At 39.3% G+C, this 23219-nt stretch carries 26 protein-coding genes and 1 riboswitch; of the genes, 18 read left to right on the top strand and 8 right to left on the bottom strand.

The window, feature by feature from the left end:
* Positions 1-13 precede the first annotated feature (13 nt).
* Complete coding sequence (locus HX062_RS05850) at positions 14-628, top strand: polysaccharide deacetylase family protein (protein ID WP_182627832.1); 615 nt, start codon at positions 14-16, stop codon at positions 626-628.
* Here HX062_RS05850 and HX062_RS05845 read toward each other — a convergent pair.
* Together HX062_RS05845 and HX062_RS05840 are read right to left on the bottom strand one after the other, a co-directional pair.
* Complete coding sequence (locus tag HX062_RS05845) at positions 623-916, bottom strand: thioredoxin family protein (protein WP_182627834.1); 294 nt, start codon at positions 914-916, stop codon at positions 623-625. The two genes, HX062_RS05850 and HX062_RS05845, sit on opposite strands and share 6 nt — an antisense overlap.
* 76 nt (positions 917-992) lie before the next feature.
* On the bottom strand, positions 993-2228 hold the full coding sequence (locus HX062_RS05840; protein WP_182627836.1) for a metallophosphoesterase: 1236 nt from the start codon (positions 2226-2228) through the stop codon (positions 993-995).
* A gap of 454 nt (positions 2229-2682) precedes the next feature.
* Here HX062_RS05840 and polA point away from each other — a divergent pair, with 454 nt between their 5' ends.
* From polA to HX062_RS05805, 7 genes are all read left to right on the top strand, one after another.
* A complete protein-coding gene (gene polA / locus HX062_RS05835) occupies positions 2683-5484 on the top strand; it encodes a DNA polymerase I (protein WP_182627838.1) in 2802 nt (933 codons plus the stop codon).
* A gap of 284 nt (positions 5485-5768) precedes the next feature.
* Entirely contained in the window at positions 5769-6332 is a 564-nt protein-coding gene (locus HX062_RS05830) for a 1-acyl-sn-glycerol-3-phosphate acyltransferase (protein ID WP_182627840.1), read from the top strand.
* Between the two features lie 295 nt (positions 6333-6627).
* Positions 6628-7083 (top strand): 50S ribosomal protein L13, encoded by a 456-nt coding sequence (rplM, locus tag HX062_RS05825; protein ID WP_182627842.1) that lies wholly within the window; start codon positions 6628-6630, stop codon positions 7081-7083.
* Positions 7083-7469 carry a 30S ribosomal protein S9 gene (gene rpsI, locus HX062_RS05820; RefSeq protein ID WP_182627844.1) on the top strand — a complete coding sequence of 129 codons (387 nt, stop codon included), beginning with the start codon at positions 7083-7085 and terminating at the stop codon, positions 7467-7469. Before rplM ends, rpsI begins: the two co-directional genes overlap by 1 nt.
* 140 nt (positions 7470-7609) lie before the next feature.
* Positions 7610-8353, top strand: coding sequence for a 30S ribosomal protein S2 (gene rpsB / locus HX062_RS05815; RefSeq protein ID WP_002987799.1), 744 nt, complete (start codon positions 7610-7612; stop codon positions 8351-8353).
* A gap of 106 nt (positions 8354-8459) precedes the next feature.
* A complete protein-coding gene (gene tsf, locus HX062_RS05810) occupies positions 8460-9425 on the top strand; it encodes a translation elongation factor Ts (RefSeq protein ID WP_286466776.1) in 966 nt (321 codons plus the stop codon).
* A gap of 89 nt (positions 9426-9514) precedes the next feature.
* Positions 9515-10696 carry a dicarboxylate/amino acid:cation symporter gene (locus HX062_RS05805; RefSeq protein ID WP_182627848.1) on the top strand — a complete coding sequence of 394 codons (1182 nt, stop codon included), beginning with the start codon at positions 9515-9517 and terminating at the stop codon, positions 10694-10696.
* A gap of 167 nt (positions 10697-10863) precedes the next feature.
* Here HX062_RS05805 and HX062_RS05800 read toward each other — a convergent pair whose 3' ends face one another.
* Positions 10864-11163: a hypothetical protein gene (locus HX062_RS05800; protein ID WP_182627850.1), complete on the bottom strand. Its 300-nt coding sequence runs from the start codon at positions 11161-11163 to the stop codon at positions 10864-10866.
* A gap of 83 nt (positions 11164-11246) precedes the next feature.
* Positions 11247-11342, top strand: a riboswitch (TPP riboswitch).
* A 63-nt stretch (positions 11343-11405) separates the two neighbouring features.
* On the opposite strand from HX062_RS05800, the gene thiS reads away from it, so the two are divergent.
* The 8 genes from thiS to HX062_RS05760 are packed head-to-tail and all read left to right on the top strand — an operon-like array spanning position 11406 to position 18047.
* A complete protein-coding gene (gene thiS / locus HX062_RS05795; RefSeq protein ID WP_182627852.1) occupies positions 11406-11612 on the top strand; it encodes a sulfur carrier protein ThiS in 207 nt (68 codons plus the stop codon).
* Between the two features lie 44 nt (positions 11613-11656).
* The gene (gene thiC, locus HX062_RS05790) at positions 11657-13474 is read left to right on the top strand and encodes a phosphomethylpyrimidine synthase ThiC (protein WP_286466775.1); all 1818 of its coding nucleotides are present in this window, start codon (positions 11657-11659) and stop codon (positions 13472-13474) included.
* A gap of 1 nt (position 13475) precedes the next feature.
* Complete coding sequence (locus tag HX062_RS05785) at positions 13476-14108, top strand: thiamine phosphate synthase (protein ID WP_286466774.1); 633 nt, start codon at positions 13476-13478, stop codon at positions 14106-14108.
* Positions 14075-14827, top strand: coding sequence for a hydroxymethylpyrimidine/phosphomethylpyrimidine kinase (locus HX062_RS05780; protein WP_286466773.1), 753 nt, complete (start codon positions 14075-14077; stop codon positions 14825-14827). The genes HX062_RS05785 and HX062_RS05780 overlap by 34 nt, the downstream gene beginning before the upstream one ends.
* On the top strand, positions 14820-15440 hold the full coding sequence (gene thiE / locus HX062_RS05775) for a thiamine phosphate synthase (RefSeq protein ID WP_286466772.1): 621 nt from the start codon (positions 14820-14822) through the stop codon (positions 15438-15440). The genes HX062_RS05780 and thiE overlap by 8 nt, the downstream gene beginning before the upstream one ends.
* Positions 15437-16207: a thiazole synthase gene (locus HX062_RS05770; protein WP_286466771.1), complete on the top strand. Its 771-nt coding sequence runs from the start codon at positions 15437-15439 to the stop codon at positions 16205-16207. The genes thiE and HX062_RS05770 overlap by 4 nt, the downstream gene beginning before the upstream one ends.
* A gap of 2 nt (positions 16208-16209) precedes the next feature.
* A complete protein-coding gene (gene thiH, locus HX062_RS05765) occupies positions 16210-17334 on the top strand; it encodes a 2-iminoacetate synthase ThiH (RefSeq protein WP_286466769.1) in 1125 nt (374 codons plus the stop codon).
* Between the two features lie 2 nt (positions 17335-17336).
* Complete coding sequence (locus tag HX062_RS05760; protein ID WP_286466767.1) at positions 17337-18047, top strand: HesA/MoeB/ThiF family protein; 711 nt, start codon at positions 17337-17339, stop codon at positions 18045-18047.
* A gap of 14 nt (positions 18048-18061) precedes the next feature.
* On the opposite strand, the gene aat is transcribed toward HX062_RS05760, so the two are convergent.
* From aat to HX062_RS05745, 3 genes are read right to left on the bottom strand one after another with little or no spacing between them, the layout of a single operon-like run.
* Positions 18062-18706 (bottom strand): leucyl/phenylalanyl-tRNA--protein transferase, encoded by a 645-nt coding sequence (gene aat / locus HX062_RS05755; RefSeq protein WP_286466766.1) that lies wholly within the window; start codon positions 18704-18706, stop codon positions 18062-18064.
* 42 nt (positions 18707-18748) lie between these two features.
* Entirely contained in the window at positions 18749-19240 is a 492-nt protein-coding gene (locus HX062_RS05750; RefSeq protein ID WP_286466765.1) for a DUF3127 domain-containing protein, read from the bottom strand.
* 23 nt (positions 19241-19263) lie between these two features.
* A complete protein-coding gene (locus HX062_RS05745) occupies positions 19264-20136 on the bottom strand; it encodes a flavin reductase family protein (RefSeq protein ID WP_182627871.1) in 873 nt (290 codons plus the stop codon).
* 317 nt (positions 20137-20453) lie between these two features.
* Here HX062_RS05745 and HX062_RS05740 point away from each other — a divergent pair, with 317 nt between their 5' ends.
* Positions 20454-21602, top strand: a complete 1149-nt coding sequence (locus HX062_RS05740; protein ID WP_182627873.1) for a sensor histidine kinase — start codon at positions 20454-20456, stop codon at positions 21600-21602.
* A gap of 93 nt (positions 21603-21695) precedes the next feature.
* Here HX062_RS05740 and HX062_RS05735 read toward each other — a convergent pair whose 3' ends face one another.
* Positions 21696-22085: an HIT family protein gene (locus HX062_RS05735; RefSeq protein ID WP_182627875.1), complete on the bottom strand. Its 390-nt coding sequence runs from the start codon at positions 22083-22085 to the stop codon at positions 21696-21698.
* Between the two features lie 18 nt (positions 22086-22103).
* Entirely contained in the window at positions 22104-22580 is a 477-nt protein-coding gene (greA, locus tag HX062_RS05730; RefSeq protein ID WP_182627877.1) for a transcription elongation factor GreA, read from the bottom strand.
* 155 nt (positions 22581-22735) lie between these two features.
* On the opposite strand from greA, the gene HX062_RS05725 reads away from it, so the two are divergent.
* Positions 22736-23206, top strand: a complete 471-nt coding sequence (locus HX062_RS05725; protein ID WP_182627879.1) for a hypothetical protein — start codon at positions 22736-22738, stop codon at positions 23204-23206.
* The last annotated feature ends 13 nt before the right edge of the window (positions 23207-23219 follow it).

The following is a 23219-nucleotide window of genomic DNA, read 5'->3' as shown; positions in this document are numbered from 1 at the left end:
TTATCTTTGAATTATGAGTCGATTCCTATCTTTTTTATTTCCACAATACACTTGGAAGAGAACTACTAGTGAAAAGGTAGTTTATCTGACATTTGATGATGGGCCTATTCCCGGTGTAACCGAATGGGTCTTGGATCTATTGAAGGAACAGCAGATCAAAGCAACATTTTTCTGCATTGGGGATAATATACGCAAACACCCTCATGTTTTTCAGCGCCTTCTAGCAGAAAAACATCAAGTAGGCAATCACACCTTTAATCACCTCAAGGGATGGAAAACCCCTTTGAAGGAGTATATTGCCAATTTTCACCAATGTCAACAAGAAATCGAAAAGCACCAAAAACCATTGGCTCAGTTATTCCGTCCTCCCTATGGGAAAATCAAAAAAGAACAAGGAAAATATATTGTAGATCAAGGGTATGAAGTAATTATGTGGTCGCTTATCACAAAAGATTACGAAGCGAAAATAAGTCCACAAGCTTGTCTAAACCGCACCCTTAAGCGAGTTAAACCAGGTAGTATTATTGTCTTTCACGATAGTATAAAAGCAGAAAAAAACATGAAGTACACCCTTCCCTTATTGATTAAACACCTAAAAGAAAAGGGATACTCTTTTGCTCTTTTATAAGGTGGTCGTGACACTAAGTAAAGCTTCGGCTTCCATTAGTCCACTTTGTCTCCAAATCATTGCTCCATTTTTGTACAACAACATGGTAGGTACCTTTTTGATACGCAATGCTTCTATTAATTCACTATTCTTTGCTACATCAATCTTAACAATACGCAACTTATCCCCCATAGCAGCTGCAATTTCATAGATAACAGCATCCATGGTTGTACAAGCATCATTCCACTGCGCATAGAAAAAAACTAATACCGGCACATCTGCTGTTACTAAATCTCCGAATTTTGACATAAACCTCTCAATTAATGATTTTACTTCTTCTTTAACAACTTATTATTACAAAAATATTACATTTTAGTAGAATAAACTATTTTTTCTTCCTCAATTCAAGAACGGTAATTTCTGGCCAAATACCAGTACGTCCTTGATAGGCGTGATAGCCAAAACCGCGGTTTACGTAAATCATTTTACCTAACTTTTCATATACTCCTGCCCATTGCTTATAGACGTATTGGATGGGGCTCCATTTGATAAATCCCGGTATTTCAATACCGAACTGACTACCATGTGTATGCCCAGACAAAGTTAGCTGAAACTGCTGTGGATGATCTAACACCTTTGCCTCCCAATGCGATGGATCATGCGTCATCAACACTTTAAAATCTTCAGGACGAACCCCTTTCGTCGCTAGATCCAAATCGCCATATTTCATAAAATGCGCACGTGCTCCCCAATTTTCTACGCCAACTACAACCAAACTATCCTCTCCTTTTTGCAAGCGAACATGTTCATTGCGCAACAGCTTAAAACCAATGGCAGGACTCAAATCGCAAATTGCTTCAAAATTGCGAATGCGCTCCTCGTCTGTCTCCCATTTGATATACTCGCCATAATCGTGATTCCCTAAAATAGAAAAATTGCCATAAGGATGCTGCTCAATCTTTTTGAAAACATCCAACCAAGGCATCATTTCGCTGGCCAAACTATTGACCAAATCTCCTGTGAATAACAACAAATCCGATTGCTGTTGATTCACTAAATCAATGGCATATTCTAATTGTTCGCGGTTGTCAAAACTACCCGAATGAATATCGGAAAGTTGAGTAATGGTAAATCCATCAAAGGCCTCTGGCAAATCTTCAAAAGTCAAAATGTGTTTGTGCACCTGAAATTTATATCGCCCTAAGGTAATTCCGTGCAGAACAGACAGGAATGGAAGAGCGGCAATACCCAGCGCCAATTGCGTAACAAACTTTCTCCTCTCTGGAAGGAATCTATCTTTTTGTTTGATTTTTTCTCTTTTAAAATAGTGAGCCATACCGCGAAGTACGCGAACAAAATCTTCCAAAAGCAACAAAATCGAAATCAATACTTTAGGAAGATAAAATAGGATAACCATAGCGGCAGCCAACATGGATTGATGATTTTGACCCGAAGAACGATCAAAACGAGAAAATCCATACGCGATATACGCAATAATTAAAGCAGAGCAAATAAGGTAAAGCCAGCGAAAAAATCGACGGTCAGTTACCTGCTTTACAGCTTGGAAGGTATAAAATTCAACAAGGAGTAATACAGGTAATAAGAAGGCTAAATTCAACATAGTAAAAGCTATAAGTAACAAAGTTAGTTTTTTGTCTAACGTATCAAAATATCTTTAACAAAGATTAATAGCTTCCTACGTGAAATGGACAATTTTAGGTGGTGTAGGATAACAAAACACGAGCAACAACAAATAAACACCTAGATCTTTATCTATCACTATTGGCAAAAAACTATAATACCGCAACATTTTCACGACCTACTTTATTGGTACCCTTATAGGTAATCGTCCTAGTTTTACTGTATACGTTATATTAGTTTATTAGGCTTATTCTGATTCATCCACTCAAATGAAACCTTTTTTCTTCTCATATAAACGTACCTACAAAAAAAGCATAAGAAAAAAAGCTACTCTTGTTGTGAAAATTTGGTTGGATTCGGAGTTCTTCTCGCTTAGAAAAACAAAATCACTATCTTTGAAATTAATTCAATACTAAAATAAAAACCATCATTCAATGGCTCAACAAAAACGTCTTTTTTTACTAGATGCCTATGCCTTAATCTTTAGGGGATACTACGCACTTATTAAAAACCCAAGAGTAAACTCAAAAGGATTAGATACTTCAGCGATATTGGGGTTCATGAATTCACTTTTAGATGTCATTAAAAGAGAAAATCCCGATCATTTAGCAGTTGCCTTTGACAATGGTGGAAGTAAAGATCGTTTGGCGATATTTCCTGAATACAAAGCCAATCGAGATGTAACACCCGAAGCGATTAAAATTGCGGTTCCCTATATCAAGGAAATTCTAAAAGCTATGCATATCCCAATCATTGAGGTAGCAGGATTTGAGGCTGATGACCTAATTGGAACCATTTCCAAACAAGCGGAGAAGGAAGACTTCAAAGTATTCATGGTAACACCTGATAAGGACTACGCCCAATTAGTTTCCGACAATATTGTGATGTACCGTCCTGCTCGTATGGGCAATGGTATTGAAATTTGGGATGTTGAGAAGGTAAAAGAGAAATTTGAAGTGGACCACCCAGAACAAGTCATTGACTTTTTGGGGATGATGGGAGATGCAGTAGACAATATTCCGGGATTACCTGGAGTAGGTGAGAAAACGGCAAAAAAATTCATCAAAGAATACGGTTCGATGGAAAATCTTTTGGCGAATACCCATGAGCTAAAAGGAAAAATGAAAGAAAACATTGAGGCGAACAAAGAGAAAGGGCTTCTTTCGAAGCAATTAGCCACAATTATACTCGATTGTCCGGTTGAGTTTAACGCGGATAACTACATTTTAGAGCAACCCGATGTTGAAAAGACGGATGCTCTTTTTATAGAGTTGGAATTCAGAAGAATGAAAGAACAATTCGATAAGATTTTCGCTTCAAAAAGCGCCTCAGAAGCTCCTACTTCGACTGTAGCAGCCAATTCAGAAGAGCAGTTGGACTTATTTGGCACTGCTGGCGGTTCATCCACAGCCTTGCCTTTTGAAACCTTAGAAACGAAGAAACACATGTATCAACTAGCACAATCGCCTATGGCTATTCGCTTGTTGGCTCAGCAATTAATGCAACAAAAAAGCGTGTGTTTTGATACAGAAACAACAGGATTAGATCCGCTAACTGCCGAATTAGTAGGTATTTCCTTCTCCTTTGAAAAAGGTACTGCTTTTTACGTTCCCCTTTCAGCCAATAAAGACGAAGTGCTAGAAACACTCGCTCACTTCAAACCTTTCTTTGAATCGGAAACCATTGAGAAAATCGGTCAGAATTTAAAATACGACATCAAAGTTTTAAAACAATACGGTATCCAAGTCAACCATCCGTTGTTTGACACTATGATTGCGCATTATTTGATCAACCCCGATATGCGTCACAACATGGATGTATTGGCGGAAACCTATTTGAAATACACGCCACAACCTATTGAAGCCCTGTTGGGTAAAAAAGGGAAGAATCAAAAAACCATGCGCGAAATTGAGGTAGAACTCGTTAAGGAATACGCAGGAGAAGATGCAGATATCACCTTCCAACTCAAACAAGAGTTTCTTCCACAACTAGAAGCAACCGCTACACTTGACTTATTTAAAAACATCGAAATTCCCCTCGTGTCTGTCCTTGCAGATATGGAAAATGAGGGAATTCGCTTAGACGTGGAATTCTTACAGTCACTATCGAGCACCTTAGACAGCGATATCAAACAATTAGAGCAAGCGATATACGAAACAGCGGGAGAGACTTTTAATTTGGCATCTCCCAAACAGTTAGGGGATATCTTATTTGAGAAATTGCAAATAGGAGGCGCTAAACCCAAAAAGACCAAAACAGGTCAATATGCTACAGGAGAAGAAATTTTAAGTGAATTAGCCCCTAAGCATCAGATTGTAGCCGATATTTTAAATTGGCGTCAATTGATTAAGCTTCAGAATACCTATGTAGATGCATTGCCGAAACAAATCAATTCGTCAACTAACCGCATTCACACCGAATACATGCAAGCGGTAGCTGCTACAGGGCGTTTGAGTTCGAATAACCCCAACTTACAGAATATCCCTATCCGCACAGAACGCGGCCGTTTAGTGCGCAAAGCCTTTGTCGCTCGTGATGAGAATTACGTCTTACTGGCCGCGGATTACTCTCAAATTGAATTGCGCATTATCGCAGCACTGAGTGAAGAACCCAACATGATTGAATCCTTCAAAAAAGGAGAAGACATTCACCGCTCTACAGCGGCACGTGTTTTCAACGTTCCTTTAGAAGAAGTAACAAAGGAACAAAGAAGTCACGCCAAAACAGTAAACTTTGGGATTATCTATGGTGTGTCTGCCTTTGGATTGAGCAATCAGACGAATTTATCACGTGCGGAAAGCAAAGAGCTGATTGACACCTATTATGAAACCTATCCGAAGTTAAAAGATTATATCGCACAGCAAATCGAATTTGCGAGAGAATACGGCTATGTACAAACCATTTTAGGTCGAAGACGTTATTTGAAAGACATTCACTCCCAAAACGCAGTCGTTCGTAGTGCAGCCGAGCGAAATGCCGTAAATGCACCAATACAGGGAAGTGCCGCAGATATCATTAAGATTGCGATGATCCGCATCCACAAGCGATTGGTTGAAGAACAATGGCAATCAAAAATGTTGTTGCAAGTACACGATGAGTTGGTGTTTGATGCACACAAAGCAGAACTAGAAGCGTTAAAAACCATGGTCAAACAAGAAATGGAAAACGCCTTTACCCTAGCTGTTCCCCTTGTTGTTGATTTGGGAACAGGAGAGAATTGGCTTCAAGCGCACTAGTTTTAAACCATGGAATCACTAGGAGATAAAGCCATTATGATACTAAAAAGGAAGAGGTTGTCTGCTTAGACAACCTCTTCCTTTTTAGAGAAATGAGTGATTAAAAACAAGTGAATAGTTTTTTTAGCCCTTTGTTGTTCAGAGATAAGCCTACCCATCAACCTCAGCCAAACTAACCCAAACGAAGAGGGAGTTGGTCTCTAACTCAAGGTCAAACACCAATAATTATCTACCGCTCCCCTCTCAAAAAAACTCGTACTTTTGTACTCCAATACATTGACTACATGAAAAAAGCAATAGGAAAATTGATGTTAGCCATCACGGGATGGAAACTAGTGGTTCACGATGAATCCTTTAAGCAGGAGAAGAAGAGTATACTTATTTGTGTACCCCACACCACCAATTGGGATTTTTACTACAGTTTGGCTTGTTTTTGGGTGTTGGGTATGCCTTTTAAAATCTTCATCAAAGACTATTACACTAAATCGTGGTTTGGTTTTTTCTTCAAGGCGATAGGGTGTATTGGTGTAGACCGTACAAAAAGTCAGAACTTGGTAGACTATGCCGTTCAAATCATCGAGGAAGCAGATGAAATTGCCTTGATTAATACTCCCGAAGGAACGCGTTCTTTTTCCCCTAAATGGAAACAGGGGTTTTATCACATGGCTAGACAAACAAACATACCGATTGCCTTGTGCTATGCGGATTACAAGAAGAAGCAATGTGGCATCATGAAATTGATAAAAGTAGGCGATAAATCCTTTGAAGAGCTACTTGACGAGATTGCGCCCTACTACAGTCCAGAAATGGCAAAATATCCTGAGAATTACAATCCAAAGTTGTATTAAACAAAGAACTTGGAATCGAAACACTCTCATTATGAGTAATTTTGGATAGATACTGATTTATCCTGACACAAAATCAGTAATTAAGAACAATTTGTGTACTAATACCTCCACCCTTTTTTCGGGGAAAATAGTACGCAAAAAAACTTTGGATTTTTATTCAAACAAATTACAACTCAGTCATTTAATAGCAAATAAAAGCAAAAAACAGTCTATTGAATTTGTATAATAAAAGAAATTATGTAATTTTGCACTCCCTTAATTGGGAATGGAATGTTTAATTAAATACAAAATTATTGTGGAAAGTTTAAGCTACAAGACTGTATCAGCTAACAAAGCAACTGTTCAAAAAGAATGGTTAGTTGTAGATGCTGAAGGCCAAAATTTGGGACGTCTTGCTTCTAAAGTGGCAACACTTTTAAGAGGTAAACACAAGACAAATTACACGCCGCACGTAGACTGTGGAGACAACGTAATCGTAATCAACGCAGAAAAAATCAACCTTACAGGGAACAAATTAGATGACAAGACTTACATCCGTCATACAGGTTACCCAGGAGGACAAAGATCTTTAACTGCTAAAGTAATGCAACAAAAAAACCCTGCATTATTAGTAGAGAAAGCAATCAAAGGGATGTTGCCTAAAAACAAATTAGGAGCACAATTATTCCGTAATTTAAATGTTAATGTAGGCGCTGAGCACAAACATGAGGCTCAACAACCTAAAGCCGTTAATTTAAACGAAATTAAGTAATGGGAGTTATTCACAAAATCGGTAGAAGAAAAACCGCTGTTGCTCGTGTTTATGTTTCAGAAGGAACAGGAAAGATCACAGTAAACAAAAAAGATTTTACAACTTATTTCCCTACTGGTACATTACAGTACAAAGTATTACAGCCTCTTACACTTACTGAGAACGCTGAGAACTTTGACGTAAAAGTAAATGTATACGGAGGAGGAACTACAGGACAAGCTGAGGCAGTGCGTATGGCAATTGCTAGAGCGATGTGCGAAATTGATGTTGAGAACAGAGCAATCTTAAAACCAGAAGGTTTATTAACGCGTGACCCACGTATGGTTGAGCGTAAGAAATTTGGTCAGAAGAAAGCTCGTAAGAGATTCCAATTCTCTAAACGTTAATATTTATTTATTATTAAAAAATCTAGGTTTTTGTTGCGCACTTGCATTTTTTGTAAGAAGTAGTTTAGCATCTAAATGGTTGAGACCGAGAAATCGCTACTGAATCATTGCTAAAGTAACAGAACGTAAACTATTAGAAAATGGCAAACAAAGTAGAAGTAAAAGAATTACTAGAAGCAGGTGTTCATTTTGGACACATGACTAGAAAGTGGGATCCAAACATGGCTCCTTATATCTATATGGAGCGTAATGGTATTCACATTATCAATCTATATAAAACTGCAGCTAAAATTGAAGAAGCAAATGAAGCTTTGAAAAAAATCGCTGCATCAGGAAGAAAAATCCTTTTCGTTGCTACAAAAAAGCAAGCGAAAGACATCGTAGCTGAAAAAGCAGCTGCGGCTAACATGCCATACATCACTGAAAGATGGCCAGGTGGTATGTTAACAAACTTCGTTACTATTCGTAAAGCTGTGAAAAAAATGGCTTCAATCGATAGAATGAAAAAAGACGGTACATTTATGACGCTTTCTAAGAAAGAGCGTTTACAAGTTGAGCGTCTTCGTGCAAAATTAGAGAAGAACTTAGGTTCTATTGCTGATATGACTCGTCTACCAGCTGCTCTTTTTGTTGTAGATATCAAAGCTGAACACATTGCGATTAAAGAAGCACAAAAATTAAACATTCCGATCTTCGCTATGGTGGATACGAACTCTGACCCACGTCAAGTTGACTACGTAATTCCAGCAAACGATGATGCTTCTAAATCAATCGATAAAATTTTATCTTTAGTGACTGCTGCTATTATCGAAGGTAATGCAGAAAGAAAATCTGAAAAAGAAGAAGCACCAGCTGTAAAAGCTGACGCTGAAGCTAAAGCATAATTTTTTAACAATATCATAAAGTCGTTATGCTGATAGATGTTTACCTTTGTATTCAACTGTCAATAACGACTTTTTTAATTTATTAACTCTTTAAAAGATTACTAAAATGGCAAATATTACTGCTGCAGACGTAAACAAGCTGAGACAACAAACAGGTGCCGGAATGATGGACTGTAAAAAAGCTTTAGTTGAAGCTGAAGGAGATTTCGATAAAGCAATCGAAGTTTTACGTAAAAAAGGACAAAAAGTTGCTGCTAACCGTTCTGACCGTGAGTCATCAGAAGGAGCTGCTGTAGCTTTTGTGAACGCTGACAAAACTAGAGGTGTTGTTATTACATTAAACTGTGAAACTGACTTCGTAGGTAAAAACGACGGGTTCCAAGCATTGGCAAAAGAATTAGCTGAAAAAGCAATCAACTTCAATACAAAAGAAGAATTCTTAGCTTCTCCATACAATGACACAATGACTATTGCTGACAAATGTATCGAGCAAACAGGAGTTATCGGTGAGAAAATCGAAATCGGTTCTTTCGAAGTATTAGAAGGTGCTTTCATCGGTTCTTACGTTCACGGAAACAAAATCGCTGCAATCACTGCTTTATCTTCAGCAGTTGCTAAAGCAGAGGAAATTGCTAAAGACGTTTCTATGCAAGTTGCTTCAATGGGAGCTGAAACTTTATCTTACAAAGATTTTGACGCAGAATTCATCGCGAAAGAAACAGAAGCTCGTATTGCAGTTATTGTTAAAGAAAACGAAGAATTAGTACGTTTAGGTAAAACACTTAAAAATGTACCTCAATATATTTCTTACGCTCAACTTACTGAAGAAGTATTGAAACAAGCGGAAGAAGATGCTAAAGCTGAATTAAAAGCTGAAGGTAAACCTGAAAACATCTGGGATAGAATTTTACCTGGAAAAGTTGCTCGTTTCATCAGTGACAATACAACTTTAGACCAAGAGAAAGCATTATTAGACCAAAACTTCATCAAAGATGAATCTAAAAAGGTTTCTGATTATGTAAAAGCTTTTGGTGTTGAAATCACAGGATTCAAAAGAGCTTCACTAGGATAATATTTTTCCTAAAGACATTAAAATATCAAACCTCAAACGAAATGTTTGAGGTTTTTTTATTTATTTTCGTATTTTTAAAACAAAAAGATATGAAACTACTCAAGAACAGTTTATTATTACAAATTGTCATTGCTATTGCGCTAGGGACTTATTTAGGCGATATTCTCCCCTTGGGAATCAGCCGCATTTTTAGCACTTTCAATGCTATCTTTGGGAATTTTCTAAGCTTTTTTATTCCCTTAATCATCGTCGGATTAATTATTCCTGCGATTGGCAATATTGGCAAAGAAGCTGGTAAACTCTTAGTGCTAACTACAGCTTTGGCTTATGGCTCCACCCTATTAGCTGGTTTTAGCTCTTACGGGGTTTCTATAAGTATCTTTCCTCAGTTGCTCAATACGCAATCCACAGCATTGGTCGTGAATACAGAAAAGGTACTCCTCCCTTACTTTTCAATCGAAATTCCACCTCTATTTGATGTAATGAGCGCCTTAATCTTAGCATTCATTATTGGGATTTGTATTTCTAAGGGGCCTTTCACGCATTTAAAGGGCGTTTTTAACGAGTTTCAGTCCATTATCACTACAGTAATCGAAAGGATTATTATCCCTTGCTTACCTCTCTTTATTTTCGGTGTGTTCTTAAACATGACCTACAGTGGGCAAGTATTTGCTGTACTGGAAACCTTCTTGAAAATTATTGGGGTCATTTTTGCCTTGCATATTGTCTTTTTAGTTTTTCAATATTGCGTGGCCGGAGCGGTGGTAAAAAAGAATCCTTTCCTCCTTATGAAACGCATGTTACCTGCCTATTTCACCGCTTTGGGTACTCAATCCTCTGCGGCTACAATTCCAGTCACTTTGGAGTCTACCTTAAACAATGGTGTCAATCCTAAAATTGCAGGTTTTGTTGTACCCCTCTGTGCTACTATACACTTGGCGGGAAGTACGCTAAAAATTGTTGCTTGTGCAATTGCCTTGCTTCTCATTCAAAATACACCGATCGATCCCTTGGCTATGATTGGTTTTATATTTATGCTAGGCGTAACAATGATTGCCGCTCCAGGGGTTCCTGGCGGAGCCATTATGGCTGCTTTAGGTGTATTACAATCTATCTTGGGATTCAACCAAGAGCAGCAGACCTTGATGATCGCACTCTATGTTGCCATGGATAGCTTTGGAACCGCGTGTAATGTGATGGGAGACGGTGCAATCGCACTTATCGTAGACAAAATAGGTATGAAAACCAATGAGGTAGCTGTAGAAGCCTAATGCTCAAAAAATAAAACCTATAGATACAAAAAAAAGTCAGAAGAAATCTTCTGACTTTTTTTGTATTCTATCTATTGACAGCTTCTACTTAAATCATTTTAGTGTTTATTATCATCAGCTAATCAAACATAAAGCACCCCAAAAACACAAAATACCTTTTGTTTACTTTACTTCTTTTCTTGCGCATATAGCGCATATTTTTTGGAAAATTTTTTGTAGTAATAACCATGGATTAGCCACATCAAAGGACCGTAAATTGTGATTCCTCCCAAGACCCAAACCCCAAAAGCAAAACCTAATCGAGCCCATGTAAAGGTGTAATTTGCCACAAAAAAATAAGTCAATACCTCAACAAACAAGAGCATGATCAAACCAAAAGCACTTCCATCTAAGAGACAGTATTTGAGGCATCCACTTTTCCTTCTGTTTTCCCAATCGGTCATAAATTTCAGCTCTGATCTTTTCATAAGTTGTTCATTTTTAGTCGAATTTAATATTTTTTTAAAAATAAACCAACATTTGCTTCCTATCAAATAATGCTTATATTTGCCTTCAACTTTAGGGGTGTCTACATCAGTAGGCTGAGATTTTACCCTTTGAACCTGATCTAGTTCATACTAGCGTAGGGAAAAGTAAGATGACTTCAATTGGTACTTGTCGTACCCTTTTGTAGCCACTCCTAAAGTTGTATCATAAACACAAAAGAGGAATGGAACTACAAATCAACAATCAAAAAATTCACTTCGAGCAAAAGTCGATCAGTATTCAGCTGCTGTTGGATCTGCATTGGCCCACACAACAGAAAGGCATTGCTGTTGCAGTAAACGACTGCGTTATTCCGAAATCGGATTGGTTCACACATCTACTAAGCGAAACAGATGATATTCTGATCATTACGGCGACGCAAGGCGGTTGATTCCATTAGTACTCTTCAATTTTAAACTAAAATTAAATCAACGTATGGAACAACACGAAAAAATCTCACAAACGCCTTTTCCCAATTCAAAAAAAATATATGTGGAGGGAAGCTTATTTCCCATTCGCGTGGCGATGCGCGAAATCACTTTGCATCCAACGAAACTCAGCACGGGAACCACAGAGGAAAACCCAGCGGTAACAGTATATGATACTTCTGGTGCGTATACGGACGAAAACCAAAACATCAATATCAAAAAGGGATTACCGCGTTTGCGTGAATCATGGATTATCAATAGAGGCGATGTTGTTGTTTTAGATCAACTAACCTCAGCATATGGGCAAAAAAGAGCAGAGGATCCCTCATTAGCACACTTGCGTTTTGAATTTACCCACAAGCCCAAAGTAGCGCAACCTGGCAAAAATGTCACACAATTGCACTATGCTAAACAGGGAATAATAACTCCTGAAATGGAATATGTAGCGATACGCGAAAATCAGCGTTTAGAACAGTTGGAGAACGTATCGCCATCCTTAAAACAACAACACCAAGGGCACAGTTTTGGAGCCAATACACCTAAAAACGTTATAACACCAGAGTTTGTACGAGCAGAAATTGCAGCAGGGAGAGCGATTATTCCCAACAATATCAATCATCCAGAGAGTGAGCCGATGATTATTGGGCGAAATTTTTTGGTAAAAATCAATGCGAACATAGGCAATAGTGCGGTTACCTCAACCATTGAGGAAGAAGTAGAGAAAGCGGTTTGGGCGTGTCGCTGGGGTGCAGATACGATTATGGATCTATCAACAGGAAAAAACATACACGAAACACGCGAATGGATTATTCGCAATTCGCCTGTACCAATTGGTACGGTTCCCATTTATCAAGCCTTAGAAAAAGTAAAGGGTGTTGCCGAAGACCTCACTTGGGAGATATTTAGAGATACGCTAATCGAACAAGCTGAGCAAGGTGTTTCCTATTTTACCATACACGCAGGGGTACTTTTGCGCTACATCCACCTTACGGCCCAACGCGTTACGGGTATTGTATCTCGCGGAGGTTCTATTATGGCCAAATGGTGCTTGTATCACCACCAAGAAAACTTCCTATACACTCACTTTGAAGAAATCTGCGAGATTATGAAGCAGTACGACATTGCCTTTTCACTAGGGGATGGTTTACGACCAGGATCTATTGCCGATGCGAATGACGCAGCTCAATTTGCAGAGCTAGAAACATTAGGTGAATTGACCAAAATTGCGTGGAAACACGATGTTCAGGTCATGATCGAAGGACCAGGACACGTACCCATGCACCTGATCAAGGAAAATATGGAAAAACAATTGCGCGATTGTGGCGAGGCCCCTTTCTATACTTTAGGCCCTTTGACCACAGATATAGCACCGGGATACGATCATATTACATCCGCGATTGGCGCAGCGATGATTGGGTGGTATGGCACGGCTATGCTGTGCTATGTAACCCCGAAAGAACACTTGGGATTACCCAACAAAAAAGACGTGAAAGACGGCGTGATCACGTACAAACTAGCAGCACATGCCGCCGATCTAGCCAAAGGGCATCCCGGCGCACAATATCGAGACAACGCCTTGAGTAAAGCGCGTTTTGAATTCCGTTGGGAAGATCAATTCAATTTGTCGTTAGATCCCGATACTGCAAGAGAATTTCACGATGAAACCCTCCCAGCAGACGCCGCTAAAGTGGCACACTTTTGTTCGATGTGCGGACCGAAGTTCTGTTCGATGAAAATTTCACAGGAAATTCGAGATACTGCAAATCAAGGAATGAAGGAAATGGCAGAGGAATTTATCAAATCAGGTAAAGAGATTTATTTGTAAGATGGTTGTCATTACTCCCCCCGATATACATCCCAAAGAGATAAGCCTCGCCAATGAAATGCTGGCGAGGGGCTTACCTCTTTTGCACCTACGCAAGCCAAAATGGACGTTTGAAAACGTGCAAAAATGGGTGGAAAAGATAAGTTATCAACATAGACAACGACTAGTTATTCACATTCCTACCCTTGTTATGAACAATAAAGTGGAAGTTTTTAAACAATACACTCAACTTATCAACACAATAGAGGCTGATTATGCCCACTTATCAACAATGAATTGTTCATTTGTTAATAACTTAGGTAATCAACTGCCCTATTTATCAACAAGTGTTCATAACTCTAGCGAATACCAAAAGTTATCAACACAGCATAGACGCGTGTTTTTGAGTCCAGTGTTTTCGAGTATATCAAAAAAGGACTATCACCCTACAGTGAATTGGCAGCAAGAAATACAACAATGGTCCTTTCCGAGGATTCAGACTGTTGCCTTGGGAGGTGTAACCCCTACCCGACTTTCTGCCGTCCGTGCGATGGGTTTTAATGACTTTGCGATACTCGGTTCGATTTGGCAAGCCGATGATCCCCTTAAACAATTTGATTTATGTTACCGACAAGACCAATTGCTTTTTCGATAGCGGGATTTGATCCCTGTGCAGGTGCGGGTTTACTAGCCGATTGCAAAACATTTGAAGCAAATCAAGTATACGGCATTGGCATTCTCACGGCCAATACGATTCAAACGGAAGATAGCTTCACGGCTCTTCATTGGGAAGAAGGCGACACTGTACGCCAACAATTGGAGGTTCTCCTGCAGCGTTATTCCCCAAGGGTGATCAAAATTGGAATTGTCCAATCTGGGGAAGAGCTCTTGACTTATCTCGAGTTGATTCAGCGCTATGCTCCAACTGCATTTGTTGTATGGGACCCCGTATTGCGCTCGAGTACCCACTTTAACTTGACATCACCCATAGAAGAGAACATGCTGTGGGCGATTTTAGAACAAATCGATTTAATCACCCCCAATTACCCGGAAATAGACCTATTAGTAGCGGGCACAGCCCCCCCAATAGCAAAGGCCAAATACTTGAGTACTGCTTGTGCTGTCCTTTTAAAAGGTGGACATCATCCCCATTTAAAGGGGCAGGATCAATTGTTTACCGCCACAGCCCACCACGTCTTTTATCCTCAACAGATCTATTACACGACCAAACACGGGACAGGGTGCATATTATCGTCGGCAATTGCCAGCTATGTCGCCCTGGACTACCCATTATTTTCGGCAATTGCAAAAGCCAAACAATACATCGAAAAAACAATAGGATCCACTTCAACTTTACTTGCATATCATGTTTAATCCCATTCAATATATCAGTCAAGGTGATACCCCACAAGAACAATTGTATCACATCGAATCTGTTTTAGACGCTGGTCAAAAATGGATTCAATTTCGCTTTAAGAATACGCTTTCTTCTATTCGTTGGAGCACTGCGGAACAGGTCAAATACCTATGCGAAAAATACCAAGCTACTTTAATTATCAACGACCATTCCGATTTAGCGCGTGCTATTGATGCTGATGGCGTTCACTTGGGCTTAAAAGATCAATCCATAGCTGAAGCGCGAATGATCCTGCCCAATAAGATTATTGGCGGTACGGCCAATACCTTGCAGGATGTCCAACAGCATATATTGGCTGGATGCTCTTACATAGGCTTAGGTCCATTGCGCTATACTTCAACCAAGCAAAATTTAAGTCCTTTGTTGGGGTATGAGGGATATCGCATCATCCTTTCTGCATTGACAGAACAGGAGAAGAAGACACCAATTGTAGCCATAGGTGGTATCACCCTTCAAGATATTTCTCCTTTGCAAAACCTAGGGTTATCGGGAATTGCTGTTTCGAGTTTATTCCATCAAAATAAACAACCTCAACAAATTACACAACAACTAAAAGCTTACTTTTTATGACAGACTTACAACTAGGCGATCACAGCTTTCATTCCCGCTTATTTTTAGGAACGGGCAAATACGGTTCACCAGCAATAATGGAAGCGGCTACTTTAGCCAGTGGCACAGAATTCGTTACGCTTGCCTTAAAGCGATTGGACTTAGCCCAAGAGAACGATCAACTCCTTGCTCACCTTAACCATCCTCATTTGCGTTTACTTCCCAATACATCGGGAGCGAGAACTGCAAAAGAGGCTGTTCTCGCCGCCCAATTAGCTCGTGAAGCACTAGGGACAAATTGGGTAAAAGTAGAAATACACCCCGATCCGAAGTATTTACTTCCCGATCCTATTGAAACCTTACTTGCAACGGAAGCCTTAGCTAAACAAGGTTTTTTTGTTTTGCCATACATTCATGCGGATCCTGTATTGTGTAAGCGATTAGAAGAGGCAGGCACAACTGCTGTTATGCCACTAGGTGCCCCCATTGGAACCAACAAGGGATTGCGAACACAAGATTTTTTAGAAATTATCATTGAAAGCAGTCGAGTGCCCGTAATTGTAGATGCTGGTATTGGTGCACCTTCTGATGCAGCAAAAGCGATGGAACTTGGTGCTGATGCAGTATTAGTTAACACTGCCATTGCCGTTGCAGGAGACCCCGTACAGATGGCAAAAGCCTTTCAACAAGCAGTTATTGCAGGTCGTATGGCGTATGAAGCTAGATTAGGTATCGTACAGCATCACGCGCATGCATCTAGTCCATTAACCTCATTTTTGTACGAATAATCATGAGCTTTTACGAAATATACAAAGACTATGTATGGGAAGAGGTGCGTCAGCAAATTGAAGCCACTACCCCGAGTGATGTTGCCCGTAGTTTAGCCAAGTCCAAACGAGACATTCGCGATTTTATCCACCTTATATCTCCTGCTGCTCGACCTTTTTTGGAAGAAATGGCGCAATTGAGTCAACAGTTGACTCATAAGCGTTTTGGCAAAACCATTCAACTTTATACCCCTATGTATTTGAGCAATGAATGCCACAATATATGTACCTATTGCGGGTTTAGCATGGACAATAAAATTAGACGCAAAACCCTTGCACCTCCAGAAATTAAACAAGAAATACAGTTACTCAAGAGCCAAGGCTATGACCACATTCTATTAGTAACAGGAGAAGCGAACCACACGGTGCATATGCCGTATTTTGAAGATGCGATTAAACAAATACGCCCCCATTTCTCCACCATCTCAATTGAGGTACAACCATTGGAAGAAAAGGATTATATCGCATTAGCCCAACTGGGCGTCTATGCTGTTTTGGTTTATCAAGAGACGTATCATGAAGCAGTGTACAAACGCTATCATCCCAAGGGGAAAAAATCTAATTTCCGCTATCGTTTAGAGACTGCAGATCGCATTGGCCAAGCAGGGATACACAAAATAGGTTTGGGCGTATTGTTGGGATTAGAAGATTGGAGGGTAGATAGTTTTTTTACGGCTTTACACCTGGATTATTTACAAAAGAAATATTGGAAGACAAAATACGCTATTTCCTTTCCGCGTTTACGTCCAGCAGAGGGGAATGTAGAGCCTAATTTCATTATGGAAGACATTGACTTACTTCAACTCATGTTTGCCTACCGCATTTGGAATGAAGATATTGAGTTATCTATTTCAACACGTGAGAGTGAGCATTTCCGCAATCACGTCATTGGTTTAGGAGTCACTTCGATGAGTGCAGGTTCCAAAACTAATCCTGGGGGGTACAGCGTAGATCAAGAGTCACTAGCTCAATTTGAAATTTGTGACAATCGTTCAACAGAAGTAATTCATCGTCTCATTCAATCCAAGGGATACGAACCCGTTTGGACTGATTGGCACGCGAGTTTTGCTAACTATTTATTGCAATAATTATGTTAGAAGTACACGATTTTATGCGTTACAGTCGTCCCATGAATGTCACGGCGGTCGGCGTTGAAGGGCAACTAAAGATTAAAGAGGCTCGAGTATTGGTCATTGGAGCTGGAGGATTGGGTTCGCCTATCCTCACCTATTTAGCTGCATCTGGAGTTGGACAGTTGGGGGTTGTTGATTTTGATCGCGTAGAGATTCACAATTTACACCGTCAAATAGTATTCACAGAAGGGGATATTGGCCAATGTAAGGCGACAATTGCAGCCCAGCGCTTGTCACAGCTAAACCCACATATTTGTATACGTTCACATAGCCAAAAACTTACAGAGGCCAATGTGCTACAGCTAGTAGAACACTATGATTACGTGGTGGATGGGACTGATAATTTTGCCACTAGGTACTTGGTTAACGATGCTTGTGTACAATTGAACAAGCCCTTAATTTACGGTACGATATTGGGTTTCCAAGGGCAGCTAGCGGTTTTTAATCACAAGCAATCTAAAGACTTACGAGCCATTTTCCCTGAGATGCCAGATCCGAAAGATGTACCAAATTGCAGTTTAAACGGCGTATTGGGCACATTTCCAGGAATCATGGGCACCATGATGGCACAAGAAACCCTGAAAGTGATTGTAGATGCACAACCTCTACACAATCAATTGCTGTTGATTGACACGTTGAATTGGAATCTTCGAGTGTTGACCTTTTAACACTCGAAGATCTTTTACTTCTTATTGAGATAGTCCATATATTCAGTTCTAGGCATTTCCTTTGCTCCTAATAGGGCGAGATGAGGGTTGTACACTTGACAATCCAACAAGTAATAGCTTTCTTCCTTTAACTTTTGAATCAGGTGATGAAAGGCCACTTTACTAGCGTTGGAGACTAAGGAAAACATGCTTTCTCCACAGAAAACACGACCTAAATCAATGCCGTATAGTCCACCGACTAAGCTTCCATTTTGCCAAACTTCTACCGATTTTGCCCACCCTTTTTGGTGTAGTTCACAATAGGCTTCGAGCATATCATCGGTAATCCACGTACCGTTTTGTCCCTGTCTCTTTACCCTTTGACAATGCTGGATTACAGCTCTAAAATTGGTATTAAAAGTGACCTGAAACATTCCTCTATTCAGGATATTTCGCATACTTTTAGAGGGTTTAAATGCAGAAGGTATCACGACCATCCGCGGATCAGGTGCCCACCAGGTAATGGGTTCCCCGTCTTCAAACCACGGAAATACACCCCGTTGATAGGCATGGATAAGCCAATCGGAGGTCAATGCTCCGCCAATAGCTAAAATACCCGATGGATGCGTTTTTCCCACTGACGGAAAACGCAAAATAGTTGGGTCAAGAATTGTTATCATAAAAAAAAAATCCCTAATCTCAACGACTAGGGACTATATTAATTAAAATGGTAAATCATCGTGATCCTCTTCCGTGAACGACGGAGCAGGAGGAAATTGTTGCGTTTGTGGCGCCTGAGGTGCTTGTTGAGCAAACTGATTTGGCGCAGCTTGATTTGTTTGGTAGTTTTGATTAAAACCACCAGCTTGTTGAGCTGGCTGTCCCATATTCGGTTGCTGCATGTATTGGTTTTGCGCTGGTTGTCCCATTGCTTGTGCAGGCTGATTTCTGTCAATTCTCCACCCTTGAATAGTGTTGAAATAACGCACTTCTCCTTGAGGGGAAGTCCATTCTCTACCTCTTAAATTAATAGACACTCGTACTGGCTCTCCCACTTGAAAACTATCCAATAAGTTTACTTTATCTTGAATAAACTCAACTAGGATATCTTGTGGATATTGTTCTTCTGTAGTAACTACAAGTTCTCTTTTTCTAAAGCTTGCGCTAATATCTTGTGGTTGCCCAATCACTTTAATTCTTCCTATTATTTCCATTATATCTTTTTTTTCCTGATTGTTTACTTTGCTACTATCATTTTCCAAGCCAAAGGTACATTATTTTCCTCTAAATACTTTTTAGCTTGATTAAATTTCTTTTCCAAATCACCCGATGCTACGATTTGTTGTGCTTGCGGATTCTGATCTAAAAAGGCTTGTACTTCTTCCGCTGTAGGAAGATGCTCAACATTGCCTAACATCCCCAAGTCGTTACCTGAAAAAATACCACTGTCAATAACCTCTTGAGGGATCACATCAACACCTAATCCCAACGTAGTCAATGGTTTTTCTACTTCAAACATACCAGCATTTGCACGGCTATACCAATTTCCACCCATGCGAGAAACTAGGTCGATTTTATGTTGGTCAATACCTCCTTTTTCATTCAACACAGCTTCGTCAATATGCATCTTAACGACTTCACATATCACCAAATTTCCTGCACCTCCTTCTGTTCCTAACCCAATTACTTCATTTACGATACACTCGAATTGAACAGGGCTTTCTTTGACGCGGAATGGGCGAACTTCCTCTGACTCAATCATTGTAAATCCAGCTTTTACAAACTCATTGATCCCATCTTTGTACTCTGTACTCGACAGTGATGTTTGCTGTACCATATCGTAGTTTACCACATTAATAACCACTTGCATGGTTGCTTGTACATTAAATAAAGTGTGTTTACACGTATTGTCACGCACTCTTCTCGAAGGGGAGAAAACTAAAATTGGTGGGTTTGCACTAAATAGATTGAAAAAGCTAAAAGGCGATAAGTTTGGTTTTCCATCAGCATCAACTGTACTGGCTAAGGCGATAGGTCGTGGTCCCACGGATCCTTGTAAGTATCCTTGTAATTCAACAGTTGAAATGTCTTTTGGGTTTATTGTTTTCATTTTGTTTCTTCTTTTTGGTAGATGAGTAAAGGTAGTAAAAGCAGATCGAACCACAAAAAAACACGGTGGACAAACACACTTTTAATTGCGCTCTTTTAACTTTGCAAACGATTCCGATACTTCAAGTGTCCGCTATGTAGGTAAGACGGCAATCCTCACTAGTATCACAGCAAAAAATAACGATTCCCTATATCAATTGATCCGTTTTCCCGTTTAATAGAGGGGAAATAAGGGGAAACAAATGGAGGAAAACACCTAATGTCCACCTAGATTCGCGTTTATTTCTCTATCTTTAACCTTCAAAATCAACAATTATCTTGACAATCAAAAGGGAAATTATTCGTTGGGTATTAATCGCTACAGCTTTTGTGGTCCTCTTGCTTATTTTGTGGAATACGTATTCTTTTTTTCAGACGTATAAAGAAGAAGAACGCATCAAAATGGAAATTTGGGCAACGGCATCCAATACGCTGAACGAGGCAAATCCTTCTGACACCAATTTAGAGCTTCCATTATTGATTCTTACCAATAATACGACGATCCCCATCATTCAAACGAATGAGCGCGATAGTATCTTGGCGATGGTCAATGTACCACTAAAAGTGCAACAGGATGAACAGGAGGCTTTGCTGTTCTTGCGCAAACTCAAAAATGAAAATACCCCCATTGAGGTAGAGGTAGGAAAGAAAAAGCAGTATTTGTATTACGGCAATTCCTCTTTGTTACTCAAATTAAAATACTATCCATTGGCGTTAATATTGATTTTCATTTTCTTTACGGTATTGATCATTATTTTTTATCGCAGCAATAAGATTGCGGCGCAAAATCGACTTTGGACAGGGATGGCTAAGGAAACGGCTCATCAAATTGGCACGCCATTGTCCTCTTTATTGGGTTGGATTGAGATCATGAAATTAGAGGAAATTAATCCGTCAATCATTGAGGAAATTGACAAGGATGTCAAGCGATTACAAACAATTGCAGACCGCTTTTCAAAGATCGGTTCCAAACCTCAATTAACACCTGTTGATATCATTGCCGAGACGCATAAGACCTATGCGTATTTTCAACAGCGCTCATCTAAACAAATTACATTTGAGTTTACGGCACCCGATTGCGGTATATTAGTTTCTCTCAACCCAGAATTACACAGCTGGACCATTGAAAACTTAATCAAAAATGCCATAGATGCGACAAAGGGTAAAGGAAAAATATCCGTTCTAATCACAGAAACGGGTCAATTTCTTCAGTTGTACATTTCAGATACGGGAAGTGGAATTCCCAAGAACAAATTTGAAAAGATATTCGAACCCGGGTATACCTCTAAAAAACGCGGTTGGGGCTTGGGTCTCTCACTCTCGCGTAGAATTGTAGAAGAATATCAAAATGGGAAGATCAAAGTTCATCAATCTGAACTTGGAAAGGGAACAACGTTTAGTATAACCTATAAAAAAGTACAGCTGTAACAAGGAATGATTAACGACAATATAGGACGTATAAAAAAAGCAACAGTAAACGGGTTTACTGTTGCTTTTTTTATTTCTCCTTTAAACTGGTGTTTACAGGTATTGTTGTACTTTTTTCACTACTTCTTCAAACTCTGCTGGACTTAGCGTTTCTTTTTTACTAAAGCGAATATCATCCATTGTTTGTAAAGGAATTAGGTGCACGTGAACATGAGGCACTTCTAATCCTACAACAGACATTCCAATTCTTTGGCATGGAACTGCTTGTTCTAATGCTTTTGCTATCTTTCTTGAGAATTTCATCAAAGCTAGATAGTGTTCTTCTTCCATGTCAAAAATTTTATTAATCTCTTGTTTTGGAATACACAACGTATGTCCTTTTGCATTGGGATTAATATCCAAAAAAGCTAAAAACTGATCATTTTCAGCGATTTTATAAGCTGGAAGCTCGCCATTTATTATTTTAGTAAAAATTGAACTCATAATCGCATCGTTTTAAAATTAATCTCTTGTAATTTCAAGAATTTCGAAATTCATTTGTCCATTAGGTACTTTGATCTCTGCTATTTCACCAACAGATTTCCCTAATAATCCTTTTCCAATAGGAGACGTTACAGATATTTTTCCTGCTTTCAAATCAGCTTCACTTTCCGCTACTAATGTATAAGTTAAAATCATACCATTAGATTGGTTTTTAATTTTAACTGTAGAAAGTACTAATGCTTTAGACTCATCCAATTGAGATTCGTCAATAATTCTAGCACTAGCAACTACCTCTTCCATTTTAGCAATTTTAAGTTCCAGTAACCCCTGTGCTTCTTTTGCAGCATCATACTCCGCATTCTCCGATAAATCCCCTTTGTCTCTTGCATCCGCAATTGCTTGCGATGCTTTTGGACGCTCTACACTTTTTAACTGCTCTAATTCATCCTTTAGCTTCTTCAGCCCCTCAGCAGTGTAATACGAAATTTTACTCATAATTAACTGGTTTATATAAATAGAAAAAATCCCATGAAACGGGATTTTCTGGTGCGTAAAATATTTTTATTATTTATTTGAATAAATTATCTAATCTTGTAAGGTTTACATGTCAAAGTTAATTAATTAAATTTGTTTTACAAATATTTTATGCGATGAAAAAAATTTTATTCCTAACCTTTGTGCTATTATTTGCTCTAGGTTGTTCTACTGATAGCTATCGATCTTCGAATCCGTATTTACCGAATCAAAATGTAAATTTGAGAATTCCCCTTGTTTTGGCGGACAACCTAAATCACCCAGGGGGTGTTCACGTGGATCGTTCTGCACAAGCGGGAATTTCAGGTGTGGCGATATATTCTAGAGACGGGTTAACTGAGTACTATAGCTATGAATTGACTTGTCCAAATCACGAAGTTCAACACGATGGTTCTTCTGTTTTGATCCAAGATCCCAAGCGTCCGACTTATTTCTACTGCAATGCGACGCATTTACACCATGGTGAAAAAGTATATTACAATATAGCTTTGGGATTTTGGGGTAAAGCGGTAGACCAAAACTTAGAATACACAATGAAATCTTATCCTACAACAAGAGAAGGTGGTGTTGTGATTGTACGCTATTAATCCGCTCACACAA

The sequence above is a fragment of the Myroides sp. DF42-4-2 genome (genome assembly GCF_030326445.1).
Lineage (GTDB): Bacteria > Bacteroidota > Bacteroidia > Flavobacteriales > Flavobacteriaceae > Flavobacterium.
Note: the sequence above shows the minus strand (reverse complement) of the source record. Positions and strands in the feature narration are given on the sequence as shown.